Here is a 20138-nt window from a genome sequence, read left to right as displayed (position 1 = left end):
CTCTCCCGCCGTCCGCCGGCTCGCGCGGAGGCGGCTCCCCTTGAATCGCCTGAGCTCGCTGCTGGTCAGCGGCCTGCTGAGCGTCGGCCTGCTGTCCGCCGAATACTGGCTGATGATCAACGATGAACGCGCCGAGCTCATCGACCGCCAGCATTACTGGGGCGAATTGAGCGCCGAGTTGCTGCGGGTGCGGATGCAGGCGATGCTGGATCACTCCGCCGTGCTGGCGCAGAGCCTGGCCAACAGCCCTCAGCCGCGTTCGCTGGCCGTGCTCGCGCGCAGCACCATCCGCGACGATACGCCGTTCGGCGGTCTGGGCATCATCGAATACGTGCGCCCGGAACAGCGCGAGGCGTTCGAGAGCCGCATCGCCAACAGCATACGCGTATTGCAGGACCGCCATCTGGCGCCCAGCCCGCGCCGCCCGCTGTACTATCCGGTGTCCGGCTACCTGCCGGACGACAGCAACGCCTTGCCGCAAGGTCTGGACCTGGGGGGCGTAGGCAACGCCCGCCGCAAGATGGACCTGGCGCGCCACAGCACCCAGCCGGTGCTGATGCCGACCACGCTGCCCGGCAGCAACGGCAGCCGTCTGGACATCGTCGTGCGGCTGAACGACGACAACACCCTGCTGCTGCTCAATCTGCGCAAGGACAAGCTGATCCAGGACAGCCAGCGCGAACCCGGCACCGCCAGCCCGCTGCGCCATGTCCGCATCGTCGCCTGGACCCAGGAACAACCCGACGCGCCGCTGCTGGACTCCCAGCCCACCCGGCCGCTGCCGTCCACGCCGCCTTTGTACACCATTCGTCACAATCTGGGCGGCAACGAGATCTTGTTCGGCGCCTATCCGCAAGGCGTAGCCAATCCCGGCATGCGGCTGACCCACTGGGCGATCCTGGCCACCACGGCCGGTTTTTTGCTGGCGATGTTCTGGTTCCAGCAACAGCAGGCCCAATCCCGGCGCCGGATGCAGGATCAGCTCAAGCGCAGCCAGCAGCAATTGGAAATGAACACGCGCACGCTGCGCGAGCAGATCAACGACAGAGTGATGTCCGAGCAGGCGTTGGCGCAGAGCGAGGCGCGCCAGCGCGCCATTCTGCAAGCCAGTTCCGACGCCATCATCCTGATCGACCACCAGGGCCTGGTCTTGCAGATCAACCCGGCGGCGGTGCGGCTGATCGGCCAATCGGCGGACATGGTGCGGCAACTGCCGATAGGCAAGCTGCTGGACGAGCTGTACGACCGCAATCCGGCGCGCAGCTTCGAACACATCGCCCAGGAGCACGAGGGCCGGCCGTTCGAGGCCAGCTTGCGCCGCAGCGACGAGCATATGCTGCCGGTGGAGCTGTCGCTCAGCCGGGTCACCTTGCCGGACGACTGGTTCTACGTGGTGGTGTGCCGCGACATCTCCATCCGCAAGGAGCAGGAAGCGGCGCTGATCGAACTGAAAAACAGCCTGGCCGAGCAGGTGGAAGTGCAAAGCCGCCAGTTGTCCGCGCTGCTGGACGCCAGCCCGATGGCGATGGCCTACATCGTGGACCGCAATCTGCTCCAGGTGAACCGCGCCTTTCTCGATCTGTTCGAGCAGCGCGAGGAAGTCGTCCTCGGCCACAGCACCCTGCCCTTCTTTGAATCGCCTGAGCAATGGGAGCGCACCGGCAAGGCGCTGTACAGCCTGCTCAACGACGGCAAGGTGGTGCAGACCGAGCAAAGGCTGCGCACCGGCACCGGCAAGCTGTTCTGGTGCCGGCTGTACGGCAAGGCCATCAACCCCTCGGTGCCCAAGCTCGGCACCATCTGGCTGTATCAGGACTTTTCCGCCCAGCGCGCGCTGGAGGAAACCCTGCGCCACGCCAAGGTGCTGGCCGAGGAAAACAGCCGCGCCAAGACGGAGTTCCTGGCCAATATGTCCCACGAGCTGCGCACGCCGCTGCACGCCATCCTGGGCTTCACCGAAATGGGCCAGGCCCGCTCGCGCGGGCAGCACGACGACAAGATGGCGCAATACTTCAGCCGCATCCAGAGCAGCGGCAACCGGCTGCTGACCCTGCTCAACGATTTGCTCGACCTGGCCAAGATGGAAGTGGGCCGCATGGAATACACCATAAGCCGCAACAATCTGTGCCAATGCCTGCACGACATCTGCGACGAAATGACGCCGCTGGCCGCGCTCAACGACATCCGCATCTATCTGAACTGCTCGTCGGAGCAACTGCACGCCGACATCGACCCCTTCCGCATCGGCCAAGTGATGCGCAACCTGCTGTCCAACGCCATCAAGTTCAGCCCGCACGGCGGCGAGATCTACGTCAACGCCGGCCTGCGCCAGGACACCGACGGCGAGAACATCCTCGTCACCGTGGAAGACACCGGCCCCGGCGTGCCGGAGTCCGAACTGGAAAGCATTTTCGACAAATTCATCCAGAGCAGCAGCACCAAGACCGGCGCAGGCGGCACCGGCCTGGGGCTGGCCATTTGCCGCGAGATCATCTCCGCCCACCATGGCCGCATCTTCGCCAGCAATTTGCCGACACGCGGCGCGCTGTTCACCTTCATCATTCCGCGCACCGGACAGGCCGGCGCCACGGAGGACCCCAACCATGCCCCACAAACTACTGCTCGTTGACGACGAACCCTTCAATCTGGAGCTGATGGCCGAGCTGCTGCAGGACGCCGGCCACGAAGTGGTCCAGGCCGAGGACGGAGAGACCGCGCTGGACATCCTGCAGCGAGAAGGCGAAACCTTCTCCACCGTGCTGCTGGACAAGATGATGCCCGGCATCAGCGGCTTCGACGTGCTCAAGCGCATCAAGAGCGAGCCGCGGCTGGAGTTTTTGCCGGTCATCATGCAAACCGCCATGGGCGCGGCCTCCAGCGTGCAGGAAGGGCTGGCGGCCGGCGCCTTCTACTATCTGACCAAGCCGTTTTCCCGCGACATGCTGCTGGCCATCGTCGAGGCGGCGATAGGCCACTGGGACCGCTACGCCCACTTCCGCGAACTGGCCAATCTTCACGTCGACGCCCTGCGCCACCTGAACAAGGCCACCTTCAGTTGCCGCAGCCACAAGGAAGCCCAGACCGTCACCGCCCTGCTGGCCAAAACCTGCGCCCATCCGGAGCGGGTGGCCACCGGCCTGTTCGAGCTGCTGGTCAACGCCATCGAGCACGGCAATCTGGACATCAGCTTTGACGAGAAAAGCCACTATATGGCCGAAGGCCAGTGGGAGGCCGAGCTGGCCCGCCGCATGCAAGACCCGGTGCTGGGACAGCGCCAGATCAGCGTGGACTTCAGCCGCGAACCGGAACAGATGCGCTTCACCATCAGCGATATGGGCGCGGGCTTCGACTGGGAGCACTACCAAAACGCCGAGCCCGCCTCGCTGATGTCCAGTCATGGGCGCGGCATCCTGATCGCGCGCAAGCTGTCCTTCGACGGCCTGCACTACCAGGGCCGGGGCAATATCGTGGTCGCCCACGTCAACAGCGGAGAATAAGACGCGGTTCAAGGCCGCGCTGAGGCGGAGCCGCCGCGGCGTTCGCGCCCGAGCCGGCCCGCCCGGGCTCACGGCGGCTCGCCGCAATCGCCGCGCTCGCGCCAGTAACGGCGCTGACTGTCGCGCCAACAGCTCCACTCCACCCCTTCGCCGAACTCCAGCGTCAAGGCGCCGTCCAGATCCGTGCGCAGCACCGCGGCGCCGGCCTCCTCCGCCCGCCTCAGCACGGACGGATGCGGATGGCGATAACGGTTCAGATAGCCGGCGCTGATCAACACCACCTCCGGCCGCGCCGCCGCCAGCCAGGCCGCCCCGGTGGCGGTGCGGCTGCCATGATGGCCGGCGACCAGCACCGTGCTGCGCAAGCGCAGGTCCGGCCGGCCCGCCAGCGTCCGCTCCGCCGCCTCAGGCGCATCGCCGCTCAAGAGCAGCGCATGGCTCGCGCCCGCCACCCGCAAGATGCAGCTGCGCGCATTGGCGTCCTTGGCCGGAACGCTTTCCGGCGGCCCCAGCACGTCAAAACGCACCCCGTCCCACGCCCAGCTCTGTCCCGGACGGCAGCCATCGCCGCTCAAGCCCAACTCAGGCAAGGATTCCGGCTGCCCCGCCCATACCCGGCCCGGCGGCATGGCGGCGGCCAGCTCCGCCGCCGCGCCGTCGTGATCGCTGTGGCGATGCGACAGCATCAGGCCGTCCAGCCTCCTCACCCCCAGGCCGCGCAGCTGCGGCAACACCACTCTCTCGGCCCCTCCTGGGCCGGTGTCGAACAACAGGGCGCGACTCCGGGTCTGCACCAGCACCGATAGACCCTGACCCACGTCCAGCATGGTGGCGCGGAACGCGCCCTCAGCCGGCGGCGGGGGCCGGTAGAGCAACATCGGCAGCAGCATCAAGGCCGCCAGTCCCCGGCCGGGCACGCCGCGCGGCGCGATCAGCCACGCCGAGCCCAGCAAGGCCAGCAAGAACAACGGCAAGGGCGTTCCGGCCAAGGGCAGGACCGGCGCTTGCGCCAGCCTCTCCACGCCCCAGTAAAAGCCGCGCGCCAGCCAGGCCGCCCCATGCAGCGGCCACTCCAGCGGCAGCAAGACGGCGGCCAGGGCCAGCGGCGTCAGCAGCAGCGACACATAGGGAATGCCCAGCGCGTTGGCCAGCGGCGACACCAGCGGAATGCCGCCGAACCACCAGACCAGCGGCGCCAGCGTGCACACGCCCGCCGCCCACTGCCCGGCCAAGGCGGCCCGCCACTTGCCCGGCGCGCGGCGTCTGGCGATGGCGCTGGCCATCAAGGCCGCCACCAGGCCGAAGGACAGCCAGACCCCGGGCGCCAGCACGCAGAAAGGATCGATCAGCAACACCGCCGCCAGGGCCAGCCACCAAATGCGGAACGGCGACAGGCCGCGCCGCAGGCATAAGGCGGCCAGCCCCACGCCCAGCATGAACAAGGTGCGTTGGGTCGGCACCGAAAAACCGGCGAGCAAGGCATAGGCCGCCGCCGTCAGAAAAGCCCCGCCGGCGATCAGCAAACGCGGCGGAAGACCGAAGGCCGGCAGCCTGCGCGCCAGCCAGGCCAGCGCCGCCGCGGCCAGGCCCGCCAGCATGGTGATGTGCAGGCCGGAGATCGAGATCAGATGCGTCAGGCCGGTGGCGGCGAACAGCCGCCAATCCTCCCGCGCCACGCCTTGCTGCGCACCCACCGTCAACGCGGCGATCAGCGCCGCTTCGCGCGACTCGCCCAGCACCCGCTCGATGCGCGCCACCAGGGCGGCGCGCGCGCGGTCCACCCAGGCCAGCGGCGCGCGGCCGTCCTCCAAGCGACGCTCGCCCGCGCCCAGCGAGCCGCTGGCCAGCACGCCTTCCGACCATTGCCATTGCTCGACGTCGAAACCGAAGGGATTGGCCGGCCCGCGGCTGCGCTTGAAACGGGCCTCGGCCCGCCAGCGGCTGCCCGTCGGCCACTCCCGCCGGCGAAAATCCGTCAGCCTCACCGTTGGCGGCAAGTCCACGCCCGGCGTCAGCGTGCGCTCCACCTCCATGGTCAGGCGCGTCCCGTACTCGCCGGGCTGCGGCAGGCCCCGCACCTCGCCAACGAAGACGATGGGCCGTTGCTGCCAATCGGCCGGCAATTGCTGCGCCATTCGGCTGTCGGCGCGCCAGGAGGCGTAGCCCAGCCCCAGTAGAAAAGCCGGCGCCAGGGCCGCCCAAGGCCGAGCGCGCGACGGCAGACAGGCGGCCAGCGCCGCCGCGCCCGCCGCCAGGCCCAGGCAAGCCGTCGCGGCGGGCAAGTCCGGCAAGACGGCGCACGCGGCGATGCCGCACAACACAGCGATCAAGACAGGCATGCCGGCATCTTAGGCGGCGATGCCGCGGCACCGCAATCTATTAAATACATTCACTAAAGCGCAGCGAATAGATCATGCCGATCGTATTTTTTATGATCTCGGAACGCACCCATAGCAGATGAAACGGGAAAAAATAACAAGTACAAATGCGTATTGCATTAACGAAGCGCTGGACTACACCTAGGACAAGCGCTTTCGAAACCCCCGGCCGCCGCGACGCCTCGCCAGGTCCAGGCGGCGCCCAAGCGCGGCAGCCTGCCTCTCTTTCACATGACTTTCCATCTGGCAGCCGCCAGACGGTTCACTCGCAGGAGGAATACATGGACGCATACATGGGCACCATCACGGTCTACGGCTTCAATTACGCGCCGCAAGACTGGGCGCTGTGCCAGGGCCAGACCTATCAGGTATCGCAGTACGAAGCCTTGTACTCGCTGCTGGGCACGCTCTACGGCGGCACCGCGTCTCAAAACTTCAAGCTGCCCAACCTGACCGGCCGCATGGCCATCGGCACCGGCCCCGCGCAGCCCGCCTATAATCTGCCGGCCTACAATCCCGGTCAGTTCGGCGGCACCCAGAACGTGGCGCTCAGCGTGGCCAACCTGCCGGCGCACTCCCATACCGCCACTTCCATGGCGGTGACCTTCCACGCCGCCGGCACGCCGACGCCGGCCACCCCGGCCAGCGCGCCCAGCTCCAGCAACCCCTATCTGGGCGCTTCCGGCGCCGGCACCGGCCTCGCCACCATCTGGTCCACCGCGCTGAACAACCCCGTGTCGGTGCAAGGCCTGTCCGCCACCGGCAATACCGATCTGACCGGCGGCAACGCTCCGGTCAGCGTGCTCAACCCCTTCCTGGCGCTGAATTTCTGTATCGCTATCAACGGTCTGTATCCGGTTCGTCCATAATCACAATACGCGGCCTACCGCCGCTTCCGGCCGCCTCTCCGCCGCAGGGGCGGCGGCCGTTGCCTTCAGGGGACATCGCCATGCTCGCCACCGTTCAAGCCGAAGACTTCATGCATCTGCTCGGCAAGCACTGCATCTTCCGCAACCCGCAACATCCCGATATCGCGCTGCAAGTGCAGGCCGTCAAGCTGCGGCCGCAGGCGCAATCGCCGCATCAGACCGCGCGGCGCACCCCCTTCGTGGTGGAATTGGCCGCCGAGGGCGCCACCGAGCTGGCGGACGCGGTGGGCCAGCTGGAGCTGCCCGCCACCGAGCACAGCGACGCCATTCGGCTGGATCTGGTGTGGATAGGGCGGGTGATTCCCGCTGGACGCGATCCGGCGCTGGCCTACTTCCAGCTGCCGTTCAATTAAGCCGGCCCGCCGACAGCCCGTGGGCGGCCGGCGGACGGATAAAAAGGACGAAGACTCCGGCCGGGCGGCGCGCCCGGCGAAATATTACAAACCCGCCCGCGCCTCGCCCTGCGGCGAATGGCGCTCGGGCCGCCACACCAGCTTGTCCGCCATGTCGCCGGCCTCTTCCAGCACGAATCCCAATTGGTGATAAAGCCGGCGCGCCTGCACATTGCTGTGCCACACCACCACCGCCAGCGGCGCGCGCACTTGCCAGGCCGCCTGCTGCAAGCCCATCAGCACCTCCTTGCCGTAACCCAGGCCGCGCGCTTCCGGCACCATGGCCAGAAAGATGATGCGCACCTCGTTATGGCCGAAGTCCACCATCACCACGCCGACGTTGGCCCCGGTTTTCTCGATGACGAAGTGCATCGCGTCCGGGTAGTTGTCGCCTGCGCCGCGTTGCAGCACCTGGTATTGCTGCTCCTGCACGGTGCGGATCAGTTCCTCCTCGCCGTCTATCAATTGCAGGTCCGGGCGGGCGCTGCGGTAGAGGCCGGCGATGAAGGCCTCGTCGTGATGTCGCGCCGGGCGCAGATGCAGGCCTTCGGCCAGCGAGGACGTGTTCAAGAATGAGGACATGGCGAACGGCTCCTTTCCAAAACCTGTTATGGGGCGCGCCGGCGGCGCGCCCGTTTCGTTCTACGCGCATGCGCGCGCAAGGTCTTGCGAATCAGGCGAAACCCGGTCTTAAGGCCTATTCAGTCTACGCCGAAGGCATGAGCTTTCCAGGCGTCTCAAAACCGCTTGCTATCCGCCCCCAGCGGATCGCGAACAGCGTCTACAGTCCGGCCTCTCGACGGAACACCGCCAACAACTGACGCCACCCGCGCTCCAGCCAGCTGTAGCGCTCCCCCCGCAAGCGCGCCACGCCGGCCAGCTCCCGCAGCGGCGCCGCGCCTCGCTCGCAACGCTCCAGCCGCACGCGGAAAGTAGCGGCCAAGGGCACCAGGCCGCGGTCGCGCTGTTCGGTGGGAATGGGGCCGCCGTAGGTGGAGGCCAACAAGGCCTGATCCAGCAGCGGCAGATTAAGCCGGTCGATCTGGCCCAACCGGCATTCCACGCTCCAGAACTCCCCGCCGTCGGCGACGAAGCGGGCGACATGGCCGGGCTTGAGTCCGCTCAGCGCGGCCTCGTCGACAAAGGCTTCGCCCTTGACCCCGTCCGGCCCCACCACGTCCAGCAGATGCTCGCCCTCGGCCAGCGCGGTGCCGGCGCGCAGCGCGTCGCTGAGGTCCACCACGCGGCCGGCGAACGGCGCGGCGAGCGTGAGCCTGGCCATTTGCTGACGCAAGGCGGCCACCTGTTCCTGCGCCACCTGCCATTGCTTGCGCAAGGCCGGTCCGCGCTGTTGCAGCTCCAGATCGAACGGTTGCTGCGCGGTCTGCCAGGCCAGGTCGCGCTCGCGGGCGTCCGCCAGCGCCAGCTGCGCCTCCAGCATCGGCGAGCGGAGCCTGGCCATGATCTGCCCCGCCTTGACCAGCTGGCCGTCGCGCACCAGGACTTCCGCCACCTCGCCCGTCGCCGGCGCGTACAAGCCCTGCGACTGCAAAGCGCCCAACACCGCCGGGCTGGCCACTTCGCGCTGCCACGGCAGAATCAGCGCCAAACTCAGGATCAGCAGCGCCGCGGCGCTGCGGCGGGTTTCGCGGCCCCAGCGCAGATCCGCGCGGTGCTGCCACCACACCATCAGTTCGCCGACCACGGGGCGAGCGATGAACCAGCCCAGCTCCACCGCCAGCAATAGAATGCCCAGGGCCTTGAAGAACAAGTGGTAGACCAGGAAGGCGATGGAGAGAAACAGCACCAGCCGATACAGCCAGGTGGCCCAGGCGAACAGGATCAGCCCGCGCCGCCGCGCGTCCGGGAAATGTTCCGGCACCGGATCGTCCAGGCCCAGCAGCGTTTTGCGCAGCCGCCAGCGCGCCAGCGCGAAGGCGCGATTGTGCAGATTGGGCAGGCCCAGGTAGTCCGCCAGCAGGAAATAGCCGTCAAAGCGCATGAAGGGGCTGGCGTTGATCGCCAGCGTCGCCAGCCAGGTGGTGGTGGCCAGCAGAAAGACCCCGGCGCGCAGCGGCCCGTCCGGCAAAAAACTCCACAACAAGGTGGCCCAGGCGGCCAGCACCAGTTCCGCCAGCATGCCGGCGCCGCCGATCAGCAGCCGCTGGCGGCGCGAATCCAGCTTCCAGGCGTCGTTGGTGTCGGTGTAGAGCACCGGCATCATCACCAGAAAGGCCACCCCCATCGCCGGCACCCGGCAACCGAAATGGCGCGCGGTCAGCGCATGGCCCATCTCGTGCAGGATTTTGGCCAGACTCAGCGACAGGCCGATGCCGATGGCGGCGCTGACGCCGCCGTAAGCGGAGAAGGTGTGGGTGAACTCGTCCCAGCGCCGCGACACCAGCGCCAGCGCCAGCAGCAGCACCGCGCCCATCGCCAGCCAGAAGCGCGGATGGAACAGCCAGCCGGTCCACGGCAGCAGGCGATTGAGCAGGGCTTCCGGCCGCAGCAGCGGCACCCGGAAAAACAGATAGTTTTTCAACAGCCACATGGCGCGGCTGGGCCGGTTGGCCTCGCGCAGCTGCCACAGCCAGCCGTTCTGCTCGGCGCTGGCGGCCTGCAGCAGTTGATGGCGGGACAGGAAGAGCAGCACGGCCTCGATATCCTCGGCGCCCAACTGCAGCGTGGTTTCGGCGTTGACGGCTTGCAGCACCGCTTCGGCGGTGCCCAGTTGCCAGCGCGACAGGATTTCGAAACTGGCCCAGCCCAGTTGATAGAAGCGGTGGGCGCAGGGGTCGTGCAGGGTCCAGCTGGGCGCGCCGTCGGCCAGCGCCGGGCCGGGATGCAGCGTCAGTTCCTGACGCAGCGCGGGCAAGGCGGGGGATCTCATGCTCACCACCCCAGCCATTGCCGCGCGGCGGTCAGCGGCCGGCGCAGCGCGTAGTAGATCAGCGGCACCCAGTCGCCGTAGACGCGGGCGGTGCCCATCTGGCCCAGCCGCGGCTTATCGCCGCCGACGAAGCGGGCTTGCAGCCGATAGGCGAGCAGACCGCCCTCCACCGCTTCCGCCTTGTAGGCGACGCGGAGGATTTCCGCGTCGTAGGACTCGGTGGGCGAAGCGTTGGGATAAAGGGTGATCTTGCCGCCGGGCGCCACGTCTATGGCTTCCGCCGCCGGCAGCCAGGCGGCCAGTTCCACGTGGGCGGGGTCGGCCAGCGTCATCACTTTCTCACCCACCGTCACCGCCTTGCCCTGCCAGTCGTTGCGGTCGGAAAACACCACCACGCCGGCGCTGGGCGCGGTGACGTGCAGCCTTTGCAGCTCCAGTCCGGTGTACTCGGCCGCGATGCTTTTCTCTTCCAGCTTGGCGCGGTCCTGCGCCATGGCCAGCTTGCCCTTGTCGTCGGTGACCGCCAGCTGAGCGCTGGCGCGGAAGCTTTCCTGCGCGGCGTCGCGCTCGCGCGCGGCCATGGCGAACTGGCCGGCCAGCAAGGTGGCGTCCAGATCGAACAAGGGATCGCCGGCCTTGACGCGCTGATTGGGCTGCACCTGGATGCGGTCTATCACCCCGCTGAGCGGCGCGCGCAGCAGCACCGGATTTTGCGGCGCCACTTCGCCGCGCGCCAGCACGCTGAGGCGTATCGGCATGCAGGCCAGCAACAGCGCGGCGATGAGCAGCCGCCGCTGCTTGCGGCCGGGCCGCAGCCATTGCCCCGCCAGTTCCCGCCAGTTGCGCCGGGGCGCGAAGCGCAGCAGCGCGTGGCCGTAACCGTGGGCCAGCTCTTCCGCCAGCTTGCGCTCGTAATCGCTCCACGGCAGTTCCCGCGCCAACAGCCAGGCGCCCTGCTCGCCCAGGCGCAGCCACAGCGCGTGGGCCGGCAGCCAGGACGACCAGTCCTCGGCCAGCGCCGCGGGCAGGTCGCCGGCCTCGAGCAAGCGGCTGTCCTGCCCGACTTCCGGCCCGCCGGATTCCGCCAGATGGCGGAACAGGCGGGACAGCCACTGCATATAGGGCGCGGTGGGGTCCAGCTCGGCCAGGCCGGACAGCGCCGTCACGTGGCGATGCAGGCCCTCGCGCCAGACCGCCGACTGGCGGTAGGGCAGCAGTTGCTGGCTTTCGTTGACGATGATGAAACCCAGCTGCTCGGCGCTGACCGCGTCGCGTCCGCGATGCAGCAGCTGCAGCAGGCCGGCCAGTTCCCGGCTTCTATCGGCGTGCCCCATGCACGGCCTACTTGAAGCTGGCCCAGCCGCTCATCCCCGGCAGCAGGCTGGCGCCGTTGCCCTCGATGACGCCCACCGCGAGGATGGACTGGCTGACCGGATCGATCTGCGCGCCCAGGCGTTCTATCCTGGCCGGGAAACTGGCGCCCAGCTCGTCCACCGCCACGGTGAACTTGCTGCCGGGCTTGAGTTTGGCCAGCCATTTGGACGGCACCAGCATGCGCAGTTCCAGCGAGCCGGAATCGACGATGTCCAGCACCGGATTGCCGGGGCTGACGTATTGATGCACGGCGGCGATGCGGCGCGCCACGCGGCCGTTGAACGGCGCGCTGATCACGCATTTGCCGACTATGGTCTGCATATAGCTGGCGTCGGCGGCCGCTTCCTTGGCCTTGCCCTGGGCCTGGGCCACGTCCAGCGCGCCGGCGGAATTGAGCTTGGCCAATTGGTTGTTGACCTTGAGCAGCTGGCTGGCGGCCTCCAGCGAAGCCTGGGATTTGCGCAGCTGGGCGCGATAGCTGCCGCAGTCGAACTGCACCAGCGCCTGACCCTTGCTGAAGCTGGCGCCCTCTGGCACCGGCAAGGCCGCGATCTTGGCCGCCACTTCGCCGGACAGGGTGACGGCGTTGCGCGCCATCAGCTGCACGCGGATGCGGCCGTCGCTGGCGTTGGTCACCGGTGCCGCCGGCGGCTTGGGCTTGGCCGGCGGCGTGGCCGCCTGGGCGCAGGCGGCCGCCAGCAGGCAGGCCGCGGCCCTCAGAACCGTCAACTTCATGGCTTGCTCCCCGCCACCTGCCCCTGCCAACGCGTTTCCGCGCCCTTGAAGGCGGCGGCCAAAGCCGGCAGATCATAGCTGGCGGTGCTTTCCGGCAGCGGGTCCATCCCCAGGCTGGAACCCATCTGGCCGTAGGCGTTTTGCAGATCGCCGTAGCTCTGGTACAGCCGCAGCGTGGAGAACACCGCGTTGGCGTCGGCCAGGATCGCCGGCAGGCGGCCTTGCACGCCGCTGTCGGTGGCGTTGCGGTTCTGCACGTAGATGCGCTGTTCCACGTCGTTGAGTTCTTGTTCCAGCCCGAACTGGCGCGAGCGGCCTTTGAGATCGAGGTACGCCACGTGCACCTGGGTCAGCACCGCCATGTTCAGCGCCATGCGCTGGGTCTTGGCCACTTGCAGCTGGGCGTCGGCGGCCTTGGTGATCGGCCCGGCGCTGAACAGATTGAGCAGGTTCCAGCTGATGCGCAGGCCGGCGTCGCTCCAGGAGTTGTTGACCAGGAATTTATTGCTGTCGTAGTTCTGTCCGATGCTGAATTCCAGGCCCGGCAGCAGCTTGGCGATGGCCTTCCGGGTTTCGGTGACGCCGATGCGTTCGTTGTAGCGCGCCTCGTTCAGCTCCGGCCGGTTCAGCAAGGCCATTTCTTCCATCTGCTCCAGCTTCAGGCCCAGCGTCGGGGTGGGCAGCCCTGCGGGCACCGCCACCTTGAAATCGGTGCCGGGCGGCACGTTCATGATGGCGGCCAGCTTGGGCTTGGCCTGGGCCAGCGCGTTGCGGATCATGCCCATCTGGCGGATCACGTCCAGCAGTTGGCGACGGTAGTTCAGCGCCTCCAGCGGCGCGCGCAGTTTCTGCTTCTCCACCTGCCGCGCGTCTTCCAGCGCGCGGTTGGTTTCCGCCAGCAGCGCGTCGATGCGGCCTTCCAGCTGCTGCGCGCCCACCGCCTGCCACCAGGCTTCGCGCACTTGCTGCATCAGCTGCTGCGCCACTTTGCGCTTGCGCTGTTGCAGGATCAGCATGCGGTCGGACTGCTGTTGGGCGGTGTAATAGCTGACGCCGAAGTCCAGCACGTTCCAGCTCAGATTAAGGTCGGCGGTATGGCTGCGCTTCTCCGAGGAGATCGACGGCACCAGCGATTGTTCGCCGGTGGCCACGTTCTGGGACGAGGACGCGTTGTCCTTGTTGCGGGCGGTGTAGCCGGCCGCCAGCGCCAGCTTGGGCAGCATGTCCAGGCTGGACAAGTCCAGTTGGCGCTGCGCCATCGCCTCTTCCATCAGCTTGACCCGGTAATCCAGGTTGTACTTCAGCGCGCGCGCCATCGCCTCTTGCAAGGTCACCGGCCCGGCCAAGGGCTCCTGGCTGCCGAACATGGCCTGGCGGTCCGCCGCCAGCGTGGCCTGGCGGTCGCTCAAGCTCATCGGCGCGGGCGTGACCGCGCAGCCGGTCAAGGCCAGCGCCGTCAGCGCGGCCAGCGTTGAATAAACGCCGCGGCCGGCCCCTCCCCCCTGTGTTGCTTTCTTCATATCGTCCCCTGTGCGGTTTGTTGGTTTAGTGGCTCGCCGGCTAGGACCTTGCGGTCAAACCGCGTCCTCCGCCTGCAGCCATCCGGCGATCTGTTGATCGAAGGCGGGCTTGCCGTGCTGGCGGAACTGCTCGTGCAGGGCCGGCTTGCCGGCCGCCGCTGCTTTTTCCGTCGCCGCGGCCGCCTGCTCGCCCGCGCCGGTTTTCAACTGCATATGAGTGACGCCGCGGTGGCCGTTCTGGTCGCTGACCGTCACTTCCAGAGACAAGGAACGGTTCCAGCCCGCCGGCGGCGTGCCGCTGAAACGACCGGTCTGCGGATCGAACTTCAGCCAGGCCGGCAGCGGCTGGCCATTGCTCTGCCGCACCTGGATGTTCAGCACCGCGTCCGGATTGCGGGTGATCACCGTGCCGGGCGGCAGGCTGAAGTTGAAACCCTGTCCGGCCACCAGCGGCCGCACGCCCAGATCCGGCATCACTTGCAACGGGGCGCCGGAGGTGCCGCCCAGATTGGAAACAAAGGGCAGGCCGGCGTTGCCGCGGCCAAACGGCTCGCTGGGCGTCGGCGCGAAGCGGTCCTGGCCGAAGGCAAGCTGGATGGGGTTGCTCGTCTGCGGCCCCGCCGGGCCCTGCGGCGTCGGCGCGGCGCCCGGCCCGTTGCCGTTGCCCGCGCCGCTCACCGCGGCCAGCACGATATTGGGCGTGATGGGCGCGATATTGATGACCGGCGCCGCATTGGGCGGCAGCGGCGCGTCCGCAGGCGGCACAGGCTGGATCGGCGGGGGCGTCTCTGTCCTTGCGCTGCGCAACTGGTAAGCCGGCGCCACCGTTTGCTGCTGGGTCACATTGCCGGCCAGGTCCGCCGCCGCGCCGGATTTGAGCGCCAGCGCCACCGAGCCCACGCCGCTGACCCCGGTCAATTGCACCACGTAGTGGCTGTCGCTGATGCGGACGATATTGCCGATGCCGGCGCTGGCGCTGCCGCTGGTGATCACGCTCAGATCACCGGCGCTCAGGCCGACGATGGGTTTGTTCAACACCAGGTCGTAACGCAGGCTGCCGGCGACGCCGGAGGCCGGGTCCAAGCGGGTGAAGGACTGCGGCGCCGGCGCGGTGGTGTCCACGACAACGGTGAACGAGGCCGACTGCGCGCTGATGTTGCCGGCCGCGTCGGTGGCCGTGGCGCGCACGCTGTGGCTGCCGTCCGCCAGCGCCTGGCTCAGATTGAACAGCCAGACGCCGCCGCCGTCGGCGGTGGCGGTGCCCACCTGCACGCCGTCGATGAACACGGCCACCTTGCTGCCCGCCTCGGCCAGACCGGTGACGCTGGGGCGGTTGACGTTGGTGATGCCGTCGCGGTTGCTGGAGCCGCTGTCGGTGGCCAGGCTCAGACCGGTATTGGCCGGGCTGTCCGGCGCCACGGTGTCCACCGTGATGATGTAGGCCGTCGATTGGCCGCTGGCGTTGCCGGCCAGATCAGTGGAGGTGGTGCGGATGCTGTGATTGCCGTCCGCCAAGGCGCTGCCAAGGCTGTAGCTCCACGCGCCGCTGCCGTCCGCCGTCGCCGTGCCCACCGCCGTGCCGTCCACATACACCGTCACCGTGCTATTGGCTTCCGCCGTGCCGGTGACCGTGGGCCGGTTGTTGCCGGTGATGCCGTCGCCGTGATTGCTGCCGGTGTCCGTCCCCGTGCTCAAAGCCACGCCGGACGGCGCCGCGGGCGCGCTATTGTCTATCACCACGTTGAAGGCGCTGGATTGGCCGCTGCTGACGCCGCCGCTGCTGACCACGGCGGTGATGGCGTGCGCGCCGGAACTCAGGCTGGAGACAAAGCTGTAACTCCAGGCCCCGCTGCCGTCCGCGACCGTGCTATCGATGGGCACCCCGTCCACATAGATGATGACAAGGCTGTTGGCGATCCCGGTGCCGGTCACCGTGGGCGTGGCGTTGCTGGTGACGCCGTCGCTATGGCTGCTGCCGGTGTCGGTGCCGCTGGTCAGGCCGGAGACGCTGGGCGGCATCAGCTGCAAGGCTATGTTGCGGGTGACTGCCGCGCTGTTCTTGGTGCCATCGTTGACGGTGAAGCTGACGGTGCGGGTGGCGGTGTTGGGCGAGCCGGCGGTGTCGATGTAAGTGACCGCGCGCAGCGCCGCCTGCCATTGCGCCAAGGTGGCCGTGGCGCCGCTGGACGTCAGCGTCAGCACCCCGGTGCCGGCGTTGTAACTGGCCGTGATATTGCCCATGGTGCTGCCGTTGTTGGTGAAGGCCAGCACGTCCTCGCCGCTTTGGAAGTTGCCGCTAATCGCCACCGTGGCGCTGGCCAGGGTGGTGTTGTCCAAATCCGACACGGTCAGGCCGCCGTCCACCGGCGTGGCGGCGCCGCCCACCACATAGGCCCCGGCGCTGCCGGTGGTGGTGGCGACAGGCGTTTGATCCGTGGCCGCCACGGTGACGGAACGCGTCGTCGCCGCGCTGTCCTTGCTGCCGTCGTTGACGCTGAAACTGATGGTGCGGGTGGCGGTATTGGGCGTCACCGCGGTGTCGGTGTAGGTAACCGCGCGCAAGGCCGCCTGCCATTGCGCCAGCGTGGCCGTGGCGCCGCTGGACGTCAGCGTCAGCACCCCGGTGCCGGCGTTGTAGCTGGCGCTAATGTTGCCGAAGGTGACGCTATTGGTGTTGCTGAAGGCCAGCACGTCCTGGCCGCTCTGGAAGTTGCCGCTGATGGACACCGTGGCGCTGGCCAGCGTGGTGTTGTCCAGATCGCTGACCGTGATGCCGGAGTCCACCGCCACCGGCGTGGACGTGGTGTTGTCCCCCGCGGTGAAGGCCGCGCTGCCGCCGCTGGCGGTGGCGATAGGGGTTTGGTCCGTCGCCGCCACAGTCACGCCGCGGGTCACCGCGCCGCTGTTCTTGCTGCCGTCGTTGATCTGGAAGCTGACGGTGCGGGTGGCGGTATTGGGCGTCACCGCGGTGTCGGTGTAGGTGACCGCGCGCAGCGCCGCCTGCCATTGCGCCAAGGTCGCCGTGGCGCCGCTGGACGTCAGCGTCAGCACCCCGGTGCCGCTGTTGTAGCTGGCGGTGATATTGCCCATGGTGCTGCCGTTGTTGGTGAAGGCCAGCACGTCCTGGCCGCTCTGGAAATTGCCGCTGATCGACACCGTGGCGCTGGCCAAGGTGCTGTTGTCCAGATCGCTGACCGTGAGGCCGGGATCCACCGCCACCGGCGTGGACGCGGTGTTGTCGCCGGCGGTGAAGACCGCGCTGCCGCCGCTGGCGGTGGCGATAGGCGTTTGATCCGTGGCCGTCACCGTCACCGAACGCGTGGCCACGCCGCTGCTGGCGCTGCCGTCGTTGACCTGGAAGCTGACGGTGCGGGTGGCGGAATTGGGCGTCACCGCCGTATCGGTGTAAGTGACCGCGCGCAAGGCCGCCTGCCATTGCGCCAAGGTGGCGCTGCCGCCGCTGGAGCTCAGCGTCAGTACCCCGGTGCCGGCGTTGTAGCTGGCGGTGATATTGCCCATGGTGCTGCCGTCGTTGGTGAAGGCCAGCACGTCCTGCCCGCTCTGGAAATTGCCGCTGATGGACACCGTGGCGCTGGCCAGCGTGGGGCCGGCGTTATTGCTCACCGTGATGCCGGAATCCACCGCCACCGGGGTGGACGCGGTGTTGTCGCCGGCGGTGAAGGCCGCGCTGCCGCCGCTGGTGGTCACCACCGGCACCACCGCCACGCTGACGGTGGACGCCACGGCCAGCGTGGTGGTGTCCACGCCGCCGTTGCTGGTGCCGCCGTTGTCCTTGACGCTGGTCAGCGTCACCACTCGGTTGCCGATGGAGGGGCTGCCGTTGCTGTCGCGATAGGTGATGCCGTTGATCACGCTGGCCGCGGTGCTGCCGGAAACGCCGCCGCCGCTGCTGATGGACACCGTGGCGGTGCCGCCGGACACCGAGACGGTGACGCTCAGGCCGTTGCCGCTGGTGGTAACCGAGTTGCCGTTGGTCAGCGCCACATTGCTGCCGTCTATGGACAGGATTTCGCTGCTGCCGTCTTGCAGGCCGGATACGGTCAGCGTCAGCAGGATCACACTCTGGCTGGATTCGACGGCGCTGACGCTGGCGCCGCTGAACACCGTCACCGCGGAGCCGCCCATCGTGAAGGTGGGATTGGAGGCGGTGGCGCTGCCGGTGGGCGCGTCGTTCACCGCGGCCACCGCCACCGTCACATTGCTGGAGCCGGTGCCGCCGCGGCCGTCGTTGACGCTGACGTTGATGGTGCGGGTGGCGGTGTTGGGATCGTTGCTGCTGTTGTTGTAAGTCAGCGCCGCCAGCAGAGTGGCCACCCGCGACGGGGTGGCGTTGCTGTTGAAGGTGACGATCAGATCATGGCCGCCCACGCCGTCGCCGTTGCTGGCGATCACGCCTATGCTCACGCCGCCCACCGTCACCACGCTGCCCACGCTGGTGCCGCTGGACAGGGACACCGAGCCGCTGGTGTCGACGCCCAGCACATCCTGGCCGCTCTGGCCGTTGGCGGAGATGTGCACGGTCAGATTGCCGCTGTTGAAGTTGGGGGTGTCGCTGTCCGTCACCGTGACCGCGGTGCCCACGTCCAGTTTCACCGCGCCGCCTTTCTCGGTGAAAGTGGGGTTGTCGCCGTTGAGGTTGCCGATCACCGGCGCGGAATCCGCCGCCACCGTCACCGTCTTGGTCACCGCGCTGCTGTTGATCGCTCCGTCGTTGATGGCGAAGCTGATGGTGCGGTTGCCGGTATTGGGCGACAGCGAGCTGTCGGAATAAGTCACCGCGCGCAAGGCCGCCTGCCATTGAGCCAGCGTGGCCGTGGCGCCGCTGGACGTCAGCGTCAGCACCCCGGTGCCGCTGTTGTAGCTGGCGGTGATATTGCCCATGGTGCTGCCGTTGTTGGTGAAGGCCAGCACGTCCTGGCCGCTCTGGAAGTTGCCGCTGATGGACACCGTGGCGCTGGCCTGGGTGCTGCTGTCGGAGTCGGACAGGGTGATGCCGCTGTCCACCGTCACCGCGGTGCCGGTGCCGCTGCTGTAGGCGCTGGAGCCGCCGCTGGCGGTCAGCGTCGGCGCAAAGCCGAAATTGATGGCGTTGATGGCGCCTATGCCTATCATGCCCGTCACATTATGGCCGCTGGCCGCCAACACCCGGAAGGAATCGATGCCCTGGAAGGCGCTGTTGCCGGACACGTTGAAAGTCACCAGCCCGCCGCTGCCTTGCAGCGCGTCACCCACGTTCAGCGTCAGCGTCGCCCCGCTGACCGCCACGCCGTTGATATAACCGACCAATTGCAGATTGCCGCCGGAAGTGGCGGAATCGTAGCCATTCAGCACCACGCCGATGGAGTTCAAGGTAAAGCGGCTGCTGTCGTTGGACTTGACGCTGAAATAGGAGATGGGAATGGTGCCGTCGCTATAGCCGTCCACCGTTTCCGTGGTCACCGAGCCGGCCTTTTCGACAATAATCGTCTGGCCGCCGTTATTGGTGGAGCCCAATTGCAACGTGAAATCCCAGCCCTGGAGGTTGCCGGCGCTCACGGTACTGCCTGAGGGGTTATAGGTGTTGCCGTCCGATGTGGTGAAATCGGTGGTGCCGGTTACCGGCCGCGCCAGCAAGGCGTCGTAGCTGAAATGCAAGGCATCCACGTCGATATGGCCGCTATTGCGCTCCAGCGTCCAGTCGCCGCCCAGGCGCGCCGCGCCGGTGGAGTCGGTGGACGCGGCCACGTCGGCCTGAGTGTAGCGGGACAGCGCGCTGACGAAGGCCGCGCCGCTGCTGCCGGCGGCGATATCGCAGCCGTAGAGCAGGATGTCGCCGTCGGCGCGCAAGGATTGGCCTATGGTTTTCAGGTCCGCCTGGCGGCTGTCCAGCTTGGCCGTGGTCAGTTCCATGTTGCCCAGCATCAAATCCCCGCTCTGACCGTGGGAAATGATGTGGATGGCGGCGTAGCCATGGTGGGTTTTGGCCCACTCGGCGATCTGGCTCAGGCCGTCCTTGCCGGCGTTGAGCACCACCACCTCCATGCCGGCCGGCATTTGCGCCAGCAGGCTTTGGTAATTGGCGACATTGGATTCGACGAACACCACCTGCTTGGGCGGCGCGGTCGGCGCCAGCGCCGCGGCGAGCTTCTCCGCCAGACGCTCCACCGCGGCCGATCGCGGCGCTTCCGTCGGCGCCGGGCGTTCCGCCGGAAGCGGCGCGTCCGCATGCGCCGAGGCGGCGGCGGCCGTGGCGGCCGCCGCGCCGTCGAACATCAACCTGGGCTCCAGAGCCTGCAACAGCAGGCGCGAGCGCTTGAGAGCCGGTGTCTTCTTGTCACTGCCTTGCGATTGCCCCGCTGATTTCCACCACCCCATCACGCTCTCCCGGATTATTTCGGCTTAAGCGGCTGTTCAACATCTTGC

General features: G+C 67.8%; 11 protein-coding genes. 4 read left to right on the top strand and 7 right to left on the bottom strand.

The genetic code is table 11. From position 1 onward, the window contains the following. The first annotated feature begins 40 nt into the window (after nucleotides 1-40). Together JC616_RS01240 and JC616_RS01235 are read left to right on the top strand one after the other, a co-directional pair. On the top strand, nucleotides 41-2629 hold the full coding sequence (locus JC616_RS01240) for a sensor histidine kinase (protein ID WP_227106340.1): 2589 nt from the start codon (nucleotides 41-43) through the stop codon (nucleotides 2627-2629). After that, a complete protein-coding gene (locus tag JC616_RS01235) occupies nucleotides 2604-3497 on the top strand; it encodes an ATP-binding response regulator (protein ID WP_107801159.1) in 894 nt (297 codons plus the stop codon). The genes JC616_RS01240 and JC616_RS01235 overlap by 26 nt, the downstream gene beginning before the upstream one ends. Before the next feature lie 68 nt (nucleotides 3498-3565). On the opposite strand, the gene JC616_RS01230 is transcribed toward JC616_RS01235, so the two are convergent. Further along, entirely contained in the window at nucleotides 3566-5836 is a 2271-nt protein-coding gene (locus JC616_RS01230; RefSeq protein ID WP_227106338.1) for a DNA internalization-related competence protein ComEC/Rec2, read from the bottom strand. Nucleotides 5837-6156: 320 nt separating this feature from the next. Here JC616_RS01230 and JC616_RS01225 point away from each other — a divergent pair, with 320 nt between their 5' ends. Next, complete coding sequence (locus JC616_RS01225; RefSeq protein ID WP_048415544.1) at nucleotides 6157-6744, top strand: phage tail protein; 588 nt, start codon at nucleotides 6157-6159, stop codon at nucleotides 6742-6744. Between the two features lie 80 nt (nucleotides 6745-6824). Next, nucleotides 6825-7157, top strand: coding sequence for a hypothetical protein (locus JC616_RS01220; protein WP_107801161.1), 333 nt, complete (start codon nucleotides 6825-6827; stop codon nucleotides 7155-7157). An 84-nt stretch (nucleotides 7158-7241) separates the two neighbouring features. Here JC616_RS01220 and JC616_RS01215 read toward each other — a convergent pair whose 3' ends face one another. The 6 genes from JC616_RS01215 to JC616_RS01190 all read right to left on the bottom strand — a co-directional run bounded on the left by JC616_RS01215 (nucleotide 7242) and on the right by JC616_RS01190 (nucleotide 20090). Next, nucleotides 7242-7778 (bottom strand): GNAT family N-acetyltransferase, encoded by a 537-nt coding sequence (locus JC616_RS01215; RefSeq protein WP_107801162.1) that lies wholly within the window; start codon nucleotides 7776-7778, stop codon nucleotides 7242-7244. 199 nt (nucleotides 7779-7977) lie between these two features. After that, nucleotides 7978-10086: an HlyD family efflux transporter periplasmic adaptor subunit gene (locus JC616_RS01210; protein ID WP_227106336.1), complete on the bottom strand. Its 2109-nt coding sequence runs from the start codon at nucleotides 10084-10086 to the stop codon at nucleotides 7978-7980. Nucleotides 10087-10088: 2 nt separating this feature from the next. After that, nucleotides 10089-11420: an efflux RND transporter periplasmic adaptor subunit gene (locus JC616_RS01205; RefSeq protein WP_227106334.1), complete on the bottom strand. Its 1332-nt coding sequence runs from the start codon at nucleotides 11418-11420 to the stop codon at nucleotides 10089-10091. Nucleotides 11421-11427: 7 nt separating this feature from the next. Next, nucleotides 11428-12195, bottom strand: a complete 768-nt coding sequence (locus tag JC616_RS01200) for an efflux RND transporter periplasmic adaptor subunit (protein WP_227106332.1) — start codon at nucleotides 12193-12195, stop codon at nucleotides 11428-11430. Next, a complete protein-coding gene (locus JC616_RS01195; RefSeq protein ID WP_227106330.1) occupies nucleotides 12192-13715 on the bottom strand; it encodes a TolC family protein in 1524 nt (507 codons plus the stop codon). The genes JC616_RS01200 and JC616_RS01195 overlap by 4 nt, the downstream gene beginning before the upstream one ends. Nucleotides 13716-13769: 54 nt before the next feature. Then, on the bottom strand, nucleotides 13770-20090 hold the full coding sequence (locus JC616_RS01190) for a DUF4347 domain-containing protein (protein ID WP_227106327.1): 6321 nt from the start codon (nucleotides 20088-20090) through the stop codon (nucleotides 13770-13772). Nucleotides 20091-20138 lie beyond the last annotated feature (48 nt).

It is taken from the genome of Chromobacterium rhizoryzae (assembly GCF_020544465.1).
Classification (GTDB): domain Bacteria; phylum Pseudomonadota; class Gammaproteobacteria; order Burkholderiales; family Chromobacteriaceae; genus Chromobacterium.
The sequence above is the reverse complement of the archived record's forward strand: the minus strand, read 5'-3'. Positions and strand labels throughout refer to the sequence as shown.